Origin of the sequence: Rhodococcus koreensis (assembly GCF_900105905.1) — a bacterium.
Classification (GTDB): Bacteria; Actinomycetota; Actinomycetes; order Mycobacteriales; family Mycobacteriaceae; genus Rhodococcus_F; species Rhodococcus_F koreensis.
On sequence record NZ_FNSV01000005.1, the window covers coordinates 488,973 to 501,250 of the forward strand.

The following is a 12,278-nucleotide window of genomic DNA, read 5'->3' on the forward strand; positions in this document are numbered from 1 at the left end:
GCTTCCCCAAGAATCGACACACAGAGTGAGTCGGAACCCGCGCCCACTCGATGAGGTGCGGTCGCCATGACCACAGAACAGCTGGTCCGCAACCCCATCGTCACGGGCCGGGTCACCGCCGATATCGCCAGCCAGTCGCCCCGAGACGTTGTCGCGGCAATGTTCTCGTTCGACCTCGACGACGGGAAGGTCGACCTCGACGCAGTCGAACGGATCCGAGAGCGCGAATTCGACGACTGGATTTCCGCCACCGCCCAGTCCGGCCTCTTCTCCCCGCAGGAGATCGAGGCCCTGGCCCGGTCATGGCACGCCGACCCCCGGTCGCTGTTCGAGGCGCTCCTCACCGACGCCGACGACATGACCCGCAAGCGCTACGAGATCGCCTGGGACTCGCTCGACGAGGCCGACTCACTCGAATACGCCTGACGGTGGCGACAACCGACGATGGAACGCCTGATAGCCAACACACCCACCCACAATGAGCGACGAAAAACGTTGAGGTGAACGGCAAGGGAGGACGGAACCCGATGACGAACTCGACCGTTCCAGACCAGTTGCTGCACGCCGTACAGGACCGCACCACCGAGATGCGCCGATGGTTGGAAACCGACAACAACAGCGAAACGCTGATGGCGCACCTCCAACACGAGCCGGTCGACGCAGCGTGGCTGCGCACCTATCAGCGCCTGGGTCGCGACCTCATGTCGGCCGTCGGAAACGCGCAGGAGCAGTTGCCGCGCCGTCGATGAACGCCGACCAGGCCTGTGCGCTCGAACGGGTACGGGACACGCGCGCGGTCTGTCGAACTGTCACGCCCGCCGAGCACACAACGGTTTTCAGTTGGGCCGACTGACAACCACCCCTCAGCAACGGCCGAGACCTGAAGTCCCGTTCATCAATCCATCGGGAGTCGGGCGACCACTGCTCAAACTCTGTCAAGGCGAGGGTGTCGTGTTCGTCGTAGTCGGCGAGCAGTGTGATGAAGTCCCACTCCCGGCCCTCGCGTCTCCCGGAACTAGCGGGGCGGGTCATCGGTGAGCCCTCCGATGTCGGGGCGCCGACACCTTGCGCCTGAATCCCCCGTTCCTGGGGTGCGCTGGGGACGACGTCCTGGGGCCAGTCGGCCTCAGAGGGGGCCACGCCGAACATCATGCGACGAACCTCCACATCGGGTATGCATATGCAGGGCGTCGTTCAATCCCATTCAGGACGGTTCACGACAGCCGTCCCGTCGATGATCTCGGTACTCGAAGGGCAGGCGAATGGCCACCCAGAAGCGGGCGGAAGTCACTCGTCGCGCATTGCTGTACGCCGCGGCCGAGGTGTTCACCCGCCACGGCTACGCAGACACGAAGCTGAGCGAGATCCTCACCCAGGCCGTGGCCACCAAGGGGGCGCTGTACTTTCACTACGCCTCCAAGGAAGAACTGGCCCGCGCCGTCATCGAGGAAGGCACGAGGCGGTTCACTGCCGTGTGCACCCCGTATCTCGACTCCGCCACGCCGGCATTCGAGGCCATGCTCGGGATCTCCTTCGTCACGGTCGACGCCGCCCTCAACGACGCGGTGATGGGGGCAACCTTCCGCCTCATCACCGAAATGGGCGACTACCGCAGTTCCGAGACGGACACCTTCGCGACCTGGATATCCACCTACCAACTCCTGGCCCGCCGAGCAATCGACGAGGGTGACCTGCGCGAGGACACTGATCCGGACGCTGTCGGTCAGCTCCTGGTGGAACTCTTCGCCCGGGGCACGCCTCCTGGCGACGGCCACCGACAACCCCGCCGCCCTGCCGACGCGGACGGCGATGGCGTGGGATCTGCTGCTCCCGGTGCTGGTGACCACCCCGAAAGTCGACTACTTCCGACAATTCCTCACCCGGAGGCTGCCCACGGTAGGCCTGCCATGAAGGGTGCTGCGGCAGGAAGCTTCGTCTGAAATGCGGCCTGACCGCCACCGAACGCAGCCACGGCAACCGCAGACCGGACCTCGCGCACTGGTCCGCGCCACCCGACGCGGGGTCAGTGGCCGCGTTCGCATTGACCCGATTTTCTCCCCACCGCGATCACTCGGATATTCCTGTGGCACACCACCGTCTAACAAAGTCCTACTGGGAAGGCACGCCGGGTCCCGCATGTGGTCGGCTACATCCCGAACCGGCCTGCCGGCAAACTAGTGGAATTGGATCGCTTCCACGACATCGCCGAACTGTTCTTCGACATCGTCGAAGGTGAAGAACAGGCCTGGATTTCCGAGCCCTGGACAACCTCCCTCGCTTCCGATGCGCATTACCTACTCGCCGTGGACAAGGGCGGTCCCCCATCGTCGACTCGTGGTCACGTCCGTCCGCGACGGCCGGCAGCTCGACTATCGTGTGGTCGCCTTCGGGGACAATCCCCAGAATCTTCCGGAGCGGACCGGTTCGGCATCGGTCCGACACCCGGCAGAGGCCGCGGCGATCCTCGTCGACCCGCCGCTCCCAACGCACGGTCGGGACGACGCCGCGTGAGCCACGGAGATGCACCGTGACCCACGCGCCCACACTTCGGTCAGTTCGTCTCGAAGGCGGCGTAGCCGTTGGCCTTGATCTTGTCCCACCGCGCGAAGTACTGGGGAACACCGCCCGAGTAGTTGAGCATCTGCGCAGGCTTACCGGGCACATTCGCGCCCCAGTACCACGAGCGGGCTTTCGTGAACATCGAGTTGACGAACAGTTCGTCGACGTGTGCACGCCACTGCTTCTCCGATTCTTCGGTGTTCTCGAATCGTGTAATGCCGTTGTCGCGCAGGTGCTGGAGGAACTCGACGACGATCTCACCTTGGTACTCGGCGGAGGTCGGGCCGTTGCAGAAGCCGGATGGACTCTGGGGGCCGTAGAGGAACATCATGTTCGGGAACCCGCGGGTGGACAGGCCCATGCAGGTGTCGACGCCGGACTTCCACTTGTCCTGGATACTCAATCCGTCGACGCCGGTGATGTCGATGGCCATGATGCCGCCGCTGTTGTTGTCGAAGCCCGTGGCCAGTACGAGCAGGTCGCATTCGATGACGCCGTCGTCGGTCTCGATCCCGTGGGGCAGCACCCGGCGGATCGGGGTCAGGTTGGAGTCGATTACCTCGACGTTGCTCTGGTTGATGACGTCGAAGTAGTCCTGCTCGAGGGAGGGGCGCTTGACGCCGTAGGGGTGCGGCGGTGTCTCGGGCGCCACGATCGCGGCCTTCTTCGGATCGGTGACCCGCTCGAGGACCTTGTTGCGCCAGAAGTCGTAGAACGTGCGGTTGGCGTCCTCGTCGACGAGGATGTCCTGGAAGTTTCCGAGCCACATCTCGAAACCACCCTCCGCCCACATCTTCTCGTAGATCGCGTCGCGTTCCTCCATGCTCAGGTCGGCGGCGTTCTGCGGCAGAAAGTCGAAGTCGAATCCAGCAAAGGCCTTGTAACGTGCCTCGAACCGCTCGGGCAGTCCCTTCCGGAACTGTTCGTTGTCGTCGTGCGTGAGTGCACGTTGTTGCATAGGAATCGCCAGGTTCGGGGTGCGTTGGAACACCGTGACGTGTTCGGCGACGTGACCGGCTTCCTGGACGACCTGCACGCCGCTGGACCCGGTGCCCATGACGACGACCTTGCGGCCCGTCATGTCGACGCCTTCCTGCGGCCAGCGAGCGGTGTGGTAGCAGTCGCCGGCGAACAAGTCGAGCCCCTCGAGGTTCGGATACAGCGGCTTGGCACCGAATCCGGTCGCGACGATCACCTGACGCGCATTCTGCACCTTGCCGTCCGCGGACCGCGCGGTCCACTGCCGGGTCTCCTCGTCCCATGTGCAGGACTCGGCGAAGGTGTCGAACACGACGTCGCGGGTGAGATCCAGTTGTGAGTCGACATATTCGAAGTAATTTCGGACTCCGTCGTGCCCTGGATACAGTTCAGCGAAGTCGTACTTCTTCCACAGGTCTTTGTGCGAGAACTGGTAGATCTGCCCTGTGCTGTCGGTGCGCGCGCCGGGATAGCAGTTCCACCACCAGATTCCGCCGAGTCCGCCAGCGGCGTCCCAGACCTTGGCGGTGAAGCCGAGGTCGCGAATCCGGTCCAGCGCATACAGGCCGGAGAAGCCTCCACCGATGATCAGGACGTCGAGCACGTCGTTGTTCGAGTGTTTGCCGGTGCGGGTGGCCGTGTCGGCCTGGGATGCCGTCATGTCGTTCCTCCTCGAGATTTCCCGGGACGTGTATTCCCGCCCGGACACTTAAGACGTTAGAAGCGATCGTGTGATGTGAAGTGTCCGAAATCGAATCACGGACACACGCCAGGTTGCATCCACATATTCAGTGCCAGAACGTTATCCGGGTTCAGAATCCGAGATCGCGGCCGATCAGTTCCTTCATGATCTCGTTCGAACCCGCCCAGATCCTCGAGACGCGCGCATCCCGCCACGCCCGCGCCACCCGGTACTCATTCATGTAGCCATAGCCACCGTGCAGCTGCACGCAGTGGTCAATCACCCGGTTCTGCACGTCGGCGGTCCACCACTTCGCCTTCGCCGCATCGACGGAGGTGAGCTCACCGGCCGCGTGCGCCGCGACGCACTGATCGACATACGCCTGCGTGACCTCGATCTGCGTCACCAGGTCGGCGATCAGGAACTTGTTGTGCTGGAAGGTTCCAATCGATTGGCCGAACGCCGTTCTCTCCCGGCAGTAGTCGACGGTCTCGACGAGGATCTGCGCAGCATGTGCGAGGTTGGAGACGGCACATCCCAATCGTTCCTGGGGTAGGAACGACATCATGTGAATGAACCCGCGATCGAGCTCACCGATCACGTGGGCGTCGGTGACCCGCACGTTGTCGAGGAACAATTCTGCGGTGTCCGCTTCGTCCTGGCCGACCTTGTCGAGTTTACGGCCACGCTCGAATCCGGGCAGGGACGTCTCAACGCCGAAGAGAGTGATGCCCTTGGCCTTCTTCTCCGGCGAGGTCCGCGCCGCGATCACCACCAGATCCGCCGAATACCCATTGGTGATGAACGTCTTCGCACCCGACAGCAACCAGCCGTCGCCGTCGCGAACTGCAGTGGTCTTGAGCGCAGCCAGGTCCGAACCTCCGGCGGGCTCGGTCATGCCGATTGCAGTGAGCACCTCACCCGAGCACACTCCCGGCAGCCACCGAACCTTCTGCTCGTCGGTGGTCAGCTGCACCAGATATGGCGCCACGACGTCACAGTGGATACTGACACTCGACGCCAGAGCTGCGTTGACCTTGGCCAACTCCTCGATGAGCACCGCGTTGAAGCGGTAGTCGCCCGCGTCGCCACCTGTGTACTCGGCCGGGACTTCGAGACCGAGCAGATCGTGTTTGCCGGCTTCGAGCCAGAAGTCCCGGGGCAGCGCTTTATCGGCCCGGATGTGCTCGGCGCGCGGTTCGAAATACCGCACCAGGAACTGACGGACGGAGTCCCGGTAGGCCTCGTGGTCGTCGCCGTAGACTGTGCGTTTCATCGTTGATCATCCCTTCGGGTCGGTCCGACGTCACCGCCTGATGAGGTGGCGCGAGGAGCCGGGTAACCGAGGGTCGCCCGTCCTGCGCCCATCGTGTCCGCTCCGAGCCGGACTGGGATGTCCCGATATGCGACAGGGGCTCCCGAGGTCAGGATCCGAAGCGTTCGTTCTCCAGACCGAGCGCGCGAATCTCGCGGTACAGCGTCGACCGCGCGACCCCGAGCCGATCTGCGGCGAGGGACTTGTTGCCGTCGGCTTCGTCGAGGGCACGCACGATCGTTTCCCGCTCGCTGCGTTCGAGGGAGGTGAGCTGTCGACCCGACCCGAGTGCGCGATAGTCGTCAGGGAGGTGCTCGAGTCTGATGTCGAACCCCATCGACCTCGAGACAGCCGTCGACAGCACGGCATCGAGCTCGCGGACGTTGCCCGGCCAGTGGTGGGCGATCAGCGCTCGATGCGCGGCCGGCTGCAGTTGCGGCGTGGGACGCTCTGGGAGCTGGGCGGTGAGGAGCTCCCGCGCGAGGTCGTCGAGGTCCTCGATCCGCTGCCGCAATGGCAGCACGGACACGCTCCGGCGCACGTGGGTGTCGAGCTGGTGGCCACCGCCCGGTGCGGTCGCGGTCGCAGTCGCGACCAGCGGCGCGGCCATCTCGGCGGCGGCGTCCAGCAGCCGGCGCGTGGGAGCGACCGCGTCGCCCGATACCTCGTCCACGTGCTCGACGATCCACGGGGCATTGTTTGACAGGCGTGCGCGCAGGTCCGCGACAGCGGTCGGAGTCAACGTGGAACCGTCGATCACGAAGACATCGCCACCGCGCCCCTACCGCTGCTGGATGTGCCGGGCGACATGCGACTTGCCGACCCCGGACTCGCCGGTCACCAGGACCGGACCCACCGTGCCCGCGATCTCGCCGATGCGGCTTTGCAGCCGGTACGTGGCCAGACTACGGCCGACGATCCGCCCCACGGGCTCGACGGAAGGACCCCGATGCGACGCGGGAGCTACGGCCGTCCGAGGGCGGAAGTGCGCGGAGGAAGCCATCGGACGCAGTTCGAGAATCGCACTGAGCGAATCTCCCGATTCGCCTACCCGACGGGCATGAACCCGCACGTCGATGCCCTCAGCGAAGCGCAGTGGGCCCTCCCATTCCTGCCTGGTGCCCAGGTGGCTGCTGATCCAGTCCCAGATCATCATCTGGTCGGTCGAGTTCATCAGCCGCGACGCCGTCGGAGTCGCGATCACGGTGTCGCGGCCATCGCCACCACCGCGGCGTTGCCGCGGCGCTTGCTGCGCATGTATTCGCGCAGCAGAACCTGCTCGCTTCTCGCGGACTGAGCGAAGAGCCGCTCTTCGACGTCCCGGACAGCGGAGAGGATCAGCGGGGCCATCAGGTCGCTGACCTGGTCGATGTTGCACGTGATGTCGAGGATGCCCGTTACCATGCGTGAGACCGGGTCGACGATCGGCGAGCCGACGCACACTAGCGACTGCAGGGACTCGAGCATGTGCTCGTCGCCGCGCACCCGGAAGGCTTTGCGTTCCTCGAGCGCGGTGCCGATGCCGTTGGTACCCGCGTACTGTTCGGAGAACATGAAACCCGGCGCGACCTGGGCGCGGTCGAGACGCCCGAGCAGGGATCTCACCCCCCGTGCGCCGGTCGACGATGGTGGCGTCCTGATCGGCCAACAGAATCGTCACCGGCACATCCGCGAGCTGCTCGGCCAACCGATCCACCACGGGGCGTGCAGCACGGACGAGCTTCGAGTCGGTGCGCGTGTCGTCGACGAACCGCAACCGAGAGCCGTCCGCCGCCGCCCCGATCGCACGGCACCGGCGCCACGACTGCTCGATCTCCGGCCGCAACCCCAATGGAGCACCCTCGTGCGCGTCGATGTCACGATCATCCACCAGCGCGCGGATCCAGTCGGTCACCACACATCACCATCTCGGAACACATCGCAGCCAGTACCCCCATTATGTAACCGAGGTCACATCAGCTGTGAGTGTCCCAGAACGCTACACCTCGACGCCCGCGCGCCACCGCTGCCGCATCCGCGCCTTGTCGAGCTTGCCCACCGACGTCTTGGGGACCTCGTCCACCCGCACGAACGTGTCCGGAAGCCAGAATTTCGGCAGGGTCGCCGCCAGATGCGCCCGCAGTCCGTCGTCGGAGACGTCGTCGGTCAGCCGGACCCACGCGACGGGGCGTTCCTGCCACGTCTCGTGCGGCACCGCGATGACAGCGGCCTCGAGCACGGCCGGGTGCAGCAGCAGCGTGTTCTCCAACTCGACGGAGGAGATCCACTCCCCGCCGCTCTTGATGAGGTCCTTGACCCGATCGCGGATCTCGACCTGACCGTCGGGGTGGATCACCGCGACGTCGCCGGTCCGCAACCAACCGTCGTCGAACGCGTCGCCGGTACGGTCGTCGTCGAGGTACGTGCCGGTCACCCACGGTGAGCGAGCTTCGAGCTCACCGGTGGTGAACCCGTTCCACGGTAGACTTCGCCCGTCCTCGTCGACGATGCGCACCTGGAACAGCGGCAGGGGCCGCCCCTGGCTCGCCGGGACGTGACTGAAGGTCCCCATCGGCGAGGTCTCGGTCATACCCCACCCGTTGACGGTCGAGACTCCGTGCGCGGCCCACCAGTTCACCAGCCCCGACGGCGGTACCTGACCGCCCAGCCACAGGGTGTGCACGCTCCCGAGGTCGTAGCGGGCGGGCTCGGCGTCGAACCGCTCGCGCATGAGCGCGGCAACGGCCGGTGCACCGACGACCACGTCCGGGGTCTGCTCCGTCGTGATCCGCAGCAGCTCGGCCGGCGAGGGGTGCGGCCCGGGAAGGACGAGACGGGCGCCCTGCAGCACCCCCGCGTGTGGAACACCCCAGCTGTGGACGTGGGACATCTGCGTGGCCAGCAGATACGAGCGTGACCCCTCGATCGCGACACCACCGGACGCACTGATCGCCAGGGCATGCAGCACGGTGCTGCGGTGGCTGTACACCACTCCCTTGGGCAACCCGGTGGTACCGGAAGTGAAGCAGATCGACGCAGCGGTGGTCTCGTCGAACTCCGGAAACTCCTCGATCGGTTCGGCATCGTGCAGGAGCCGATCAAACGACCACCACGTCACCGTCGCAGACAGTGCGCGATCGATGCCGTCGAGAGTGCCGAAAACGACCACGTGCCGGATGCGCGGCAGGCGCGGGAGGACTTCGGTGAGCACCGGCAGCAGGTCGGCGTCGATCAGGACCACCTCGTCCTCGGCCTTGTCCATCGTATAGGCGATGTGGTCGGGCGACACCCGGTGGTTGACAGTGTGCAGGATCGCCCCGGACGCCGGAACGGCATAGTAGGCAACCAGGTGTCCGAAGGTGTTCCACGCCAGCGTCGCAACCCTCGTCCCGAACCCGATTCCCAGGTCGTCGAACGCACCGGCGAACCGGCGGGTGGCCGCGCCGAGATCGCGGTAGGTGAACTCCCGGTCGCCGCGGCCGGCGTCGCATGAAACCCCGACCCGGTCGGCGAAGACGTTCTCGGCGTGCCACAGCAGCGAGCTGATCAGCAGTGGACGATCCATCATCGTGGCGAGCATGGCGGTATTCCTCCGGATCCGGTGGGTGAGCGTGCGACCAGCGTCCATGCCGAACCGCCCTGCAGACCGTCCGAATTCGCGACAGCACCCGGATCCACACGCCGCTCTGCAACGCACTGTTGCGTTGTGGGACACCCACACCACAGCGCACGTCGCGAGACTGGGCTCACACCACCCGTACGTGTCAATCGACCTTCGACGGATGGCACGGCACGTGGCACGAGCAGAACCCAGGAAAGAGGTACCGACATGTCCGATCCTCAGCTCACCGAGATCGCGGCGGGCTTCACCTACACCGAGGGACCCCGCTGGCATGAGGCCGGCTGTGGTTCGTGGACTTCTACACCCACTCGGTCAACGTCGTGAACGCCGACGGATCCATCGAACGGGTCTGTACCGTCGACCACCAGCCCTCCGGTCTCGGCTGGCTCCCCGACGGACGCATGCTCGTCGTCTCGATGAAGGACCGCAAAATCCTCCGCAGAGAACCCGACGGCTCGCTCGTCGAACACGCCGACATCTCCGTCCACTGCCGCGGCTACGCCAACGACATGGTGGTCGCCGCGAACGGACAGGCATACGTCGGCGAATTCGGGTTCGACCTCATGGGCGGCGCCGACCACGAGCACGGCGTCGTCGTCCTCGTCGACACCGACGGCACCTCCCGCGTGGCCGCCGACGGGCTGTCCTTCCCGAACGGCATGTGCATCTCCCCGGACGGAAAGACGCTCTACGTCAACGAACTGTTCGGCAACCGCATCTCCAGGTTCGACATCGCAAGTGGCGGAACACTCGGCCACCGAGAAGATTTCGCCTCCTTCGGAGACCTCGGCGACGAACCGAACGTCGAGAAGCGGCTCGCGGCATGCACGATCGCCCCCGACGGCCAGGCCCTCGACGCCGAGGGCGCTATCTGGATCGCCGACTGCGTCAACCAACGCGCGGTCCGATTGGGTGAGGGCGGAGTCGTCCTCGACGAGGTGAGCACCGCACCGCTCGGCGTGTTCGCGGTCGCCCTCGGCGGAGACGACGGACGAACCCTGTTCCTCTCCGTCGCACCGGATTTCGACGAGGCCAAGCGCAGTGCCGCACGGGAGGCCAAGGTCTTCTCGACGACCGTCGACGTTCCGCACGCAGGAAGGCCGTGACCATGCTGAATACACGTTTCACCGAGATTTTCGGTGTCGAACACCCCGTTGTGTGCGGGGGTATGACCGGCGTGGGCACCGCGGAGCTGATCTCCGCCGTCGCCGAGGCCGGCGGACTCGGGTTCCTCACCGCATTGACCCAACCCACACCCGAAGCACTCACCGCCGAGATCGCCCGGTGCCGCGAGATGACCGACAAGTCGTTCGGCGTCAACCTCACTCTTCTCCCGACGGTCAATCCCGTCCCCTACGACGAGTACCGCGCTGCAATTATCGACAGCGGCATAACTATCGTCGAGACCGCCGGCAGCAATCCCCAGGAGCACGTCGCCGCGTTCAAGGCCGCAGGAATCAAGGTCATCCACAAGGCGGTGGCAGTTCGGCACGCCGTGAAGGCCCAATCAATGGGCGCCGACGCGGTGAGCATCGACGGGTTCGAGTGCGCCGGCCACCCCGGCAACGAGGACATCCCGGGGCTCATCCTCATCCCCGCCGCGGCCCGCGTCCTCGACATCCCGATCATCGCCAGCGGCGGGTTCGCCACCGGGGACGGGCTCGTAGCAGCACTCGCCCTCGGGGCTTCCGCGATCAATATGGGCACCCGGTTCGTCGCGAGCGACGAAGCGCCCGTGCATCCGAACGTCAAGGCCCAGATCGTCGCCAACGACGAACGCCAGACCATCCTCGTGTTCCGGGAGTTCCGCAACACCGCTCGTGTGGCCCGGAATTCGATTTCCGAGGAGATCGCAACCCTTTCGGCCCGGCCGGGCGCAGAATTCGCCGATGTCGCGCACCTCGCATCCGGGGTACGCGGACGCACCGAGGTGTTGCAGAACGGCGACATGGACGGCGGAATGTGGTGGGCTGGCCAGTCCCAGGGCCTCATCGAGACCGTCCTGCCCTGTAAGACGATCATCTCGGACATCGTGAGCGACGCCGAAGCCGCCATCCGCAGGATCGCCGCCGACCTCACCTGACATGTAGGCAAGGAACAATCATGGAATACACCACCATCCGCCACGAGATCGAGGACGGCATCCTCACTGTCGTGCTCGACCGTTCCGACCACCTCAACGCATTCACCGTCGAGATGGCCGACGAACTCGAGCACACCTTCGTGTCGGTGAACGATAACGACGAGGTCCGAGCGGTGATTGTCACCGGGGAGGGACGCGCGTTCTGCGCCGGCATGGACCTGTCGAGCGAAGGAAACGTGTTCGGTCTCGACGAGTCGAAGACGCCGTCCCTCGCCGACATGCACGATCTCGGCGACCCGGGGCTGCACCGAATCCGCGATACCGGTGGCCGTGTCACTCTTGCGATCCACGCCTGCCGGAAACCGGTGATCGCCGCGATCAACGGTGCGGCCGTCGGGATCGGAGCGACCATGACGTTGGCGATGGACGCGCGCCTGTTGTCGAACAGGGCGCGGTTCGGGCTGGTGTTCGGCAAACTCGGGATCGTGCCGGAAGCGTGCTCGACGTGGTTTCTGCCCCGGCTCGTCGGCATGCCCGCGGCACTCGATCTGGTGTACCGGGCCGACATCCTCGACGCCGACGCCGCACACGCAGTCGGGCTGGCGCAGGCCGTTTACGAACCCGATGCGCTGCTCGGTGCGGCACGAGCGCTGGCGGACGCGTGGACACGCGACCGGTCGCCGGTGTCGGTGGCACTCATGCGCCAGATGATGCTGCGCAATTCCGCAGCGCCGCACCCGGTAGAAGCTCATCGCGTCGATTCCCTGGCCATGTTCTACACCAGCATCGCCGACGGGGCCGACGGCGTGCGCGCCTTCCTCGACAAGCGCCCACCCAGCTTCCGTGGAAAGGCATCCGAGATGCCGCCGTTCTACCGGGAATGGGTCGATGCCCCAGTCCCGTGAACACCCCACACTGGCCAGCCGGACGGTGGGGATGATGCGATCGTGACGTTATGGGTGCACGCGGGCATCGCAGCATCGGAGGTCATCTGTTGCCACGGCGAAGCACCTCAGTGTGCTGACACTGCGCGGGCTCAAGACCCGATCCGGTTACGCCG

Annotated in this window: 11 protein-coding genes and 2 pseudogenes; 7 read left to right on the forward strand and 6 right to left on the reverse strand. The window is 65.5% G+C overall.

From position 1 onward, the window contains the following. Window positions 1–66 precede the first annotated feature (66 nt). The 4 genes and pseudogenes from BLV94_RS06605 to BLV94_RS49390 all read left to right on the forward strand — a co-directional run bounded on the left by BLV94_RS06605 (window position 67) and on the right by BLV94_RS49390 (window position 2,511). On the forward strand, window positions 67–426 hold the full coding sequence (locus BLV94_RS06605) for a hypothetical protein (protein WP_011599074.1): 360 nt from the start codon (window positions 67–69) through the stop codon (window positions 424–426). Window positions 427–527: 101 nt separating this feature from the next. Beyond that, entirely contained in the window at window positions 528–749 is a 222-nt protein-coding gene (locus BLV94_RS06610; RefSeq protein WP_029537070.1) for a hypothetical protein, read from the forward strand. 513 nt (window positions 750–1,262) lie between these two features. After that, a pseudogene (locus BLV94_RS06620) lies at window positions 1,263–1,911 on the forward strand (ScbR family autoregulator-binding transcription factor). 423 nt (window positions 1,912–2,334) lie between these two features. Next, the gene (locus BLV94_RS49390) at window positions 2,335–2,511 is read left to right on the forward strand and encodes a hypothetical protein (protein WP_157234286.1); all 177 of its coding nucleotides are present in this window, start codon (window positions 2,335–2,337) and stop codon (window positions 2,509–2,511) included. 40 nt (window positions 2,512–2,551) lie between these two features. Here the strand turns inward: BLV94_RS49390 and BLV94_RS06630 are convergent, their stop codons facing one another. The 6 genes from BLV94_RS06630 to BLV94_RS06645 form a co-directional block, all read right to left on the reverse strand. Next, entirely contained in the window at window positions 2,552–4,198 is a 1,647-nt protein-coding gene (locus tag BLV94_RS06630) for a flavin-containing monooxygenase (RefSeq protein ID WP_011599078.1), read from the reverse strand. A 151-nt stretch (window positions 4,199–4,349) separates the two neighbouring features. Then, entirely contained in the window at window positions 4,350–5,495 is a 1,146-nt protein-coding gene (locus tag BLV94_RS06635) for an acyl-CoA dehydrogenase family protein (protein WP_011599079.1), read from the reverse strand. Between the two features lie 148 nt (window positions 5,496–5,643). Continuing rightward, window positions 5,644–6,276 carry an AAA-type ATPase lid domain-containing protein gene (locus BLV94_RS47785; protein ID WP_143051355.1) on the reverse strand — a complete coding sequence of 211 codons (633 nt, stop codon included), beginning with the start codon at window positions 6,274–6,276 and terminating at the stop codon, window positions 5,644–5,646. A gap of 39 nt (window positions 6,277–6,315) precedes the next feature. Continuing rightward, window positions 6,316–6,708: a sigma 54-interacting transcriptional regulator gene (locus BLV94_RS47790; RefSeq protein ID WP_143051356.1), complete on the reverse strand. Its 393-nt coding sequence runs from the start codon at window positions 6,706–6,708 to the stop codon at window positions 6,316–6,318. 26 nt (window positions 6,709–6,734) lie between these two features. Further along, complete coding sequence (locus tag BLV94_RS47795) at window positions 6,735–7,139, reverse strand: sigma-54-dependent transcriptional regulator family protein (protein WP_083395506.1); 405 nt, start codon at window positions 7,137–7,139, stop codon at window positions 6,735–6,737. Window positions 7,140–7,512: 373 nt separating this feature from the next. Beyond that, window positions 7,513–9,141: a long-chain fatty acid--CoA ligase gene (locus BLV94_RS06645; RefSeq protein WP_011599080.1), complete on the reverse strand. Its 1,629-nt coding sequence runs from the start codon at window positions 9,139–9,141 to the stop codon at window positions 7,513–7,515. A gap of 201 nt (window positions 9,142–9,342) precedes the next feature. Between BLV94_RS06645 and BLV94_RS06650 the strand changes: the two are divergent. The 3 genes and pseudogenes from BLV94_RS06650 to BLV94_RS06660 all read left to right on the forward strand — a co-directional run bounded on the left by BLV94_RS06650 (window position 9,343) and on the right by BLV94_RS06660 (window position 12,123). After that, window positions 9,343–10,241, forward strand: a pseudogene (locus BLV94_RS06650) (SMP-30/gluconolactonase/LRE family protein). Window positions 10,242–10,243: 2 nt separating this feature from the next. Then, the gene (locus tag BLV94_RS06655) at window positions 10,244–11,218 is read left to right on the forward strand and encodes an NAD(P)H-dependent flavin oxidoreductase (RefSeq protein ID WP_174705516.1); all 975 of its coding nucleotides are present in this window, start codon (window positions 10,244–10,246) and stop codon (window positions 11,216–11,218) included. Window positions 11,219–11,238: 20 nt separating this feature from the next. Next, a complete protein-coding gene (locus BLV94_RS06660; protein WP_007298971.1) occupies window positions 11,239–12,123 on the forward strand; it encodes a crotonase/enoyl-CoA hydratase family protein in 885 nt (294 codons plus the stop codon). Window positions 12,124–12,278 lie beyond the last annotated feature (155 nt).

Excerpts from the sequence above, each read along its gene's own strand:
- BLV94_RS06605 (WP_011599074.1), top strand. The coding sequence starts at position 67 with ATGACCACAGAACAGCTGGTCCGCAACCCCATCGTCACGGGCCGGGTC.
- BLV94_RS06610 (WP_029537070.1), top strand. The coding sequence starts at position 528 with ATGACGAACTCGACCGTTCCAGACCAGTTGCTGCACGCCGTACAGGAC.
- BLV94_RS06630 (WP_011599078.1), bottom strand. The coding sequence starts at position 4,198 with ATGACGGCATCCCAGGCCGACACGGCCACCCGCACCGGCAAACACTCG.
- BLV94_RS06635 (WP_011599079.1), bottom strand. The coding sequence starts at position 5,495 with ATGAAACGCACAGTCTACGGCGACGACCACGAGGCCTACCGGGACTCC.
- BLV94_RS47790 (WP_143051356.1), bottom strand. The coding sequence starts at position 6,708 with ATGAACTCGACCGACCAGATGATGATCTGGGACTGGATCAGCAGCCAC.
- BLV94_RS06645 (WP_011599080.1), bottom strand. The coding sequence starts at position 9,141 with ATGGACGCTGGTCGCACGCTCACCCACCGGATCCGGAGGAATACCGCC.
- BLV94_RS06655 (WP_174705516.1), top strand. The coding sequence starts at position 10,244 with ATGCTGAATACACGTTTCACCGAGATTTTCGGTGTCGAACACCCCGTT.
- BLV94_RS06660 (WP_007298971.1), top strand. The coding sequence starts at position 11,239 with ATGGAATACACCACCATCCGCCACGAGATCGAGGACGGCATCCTCACT.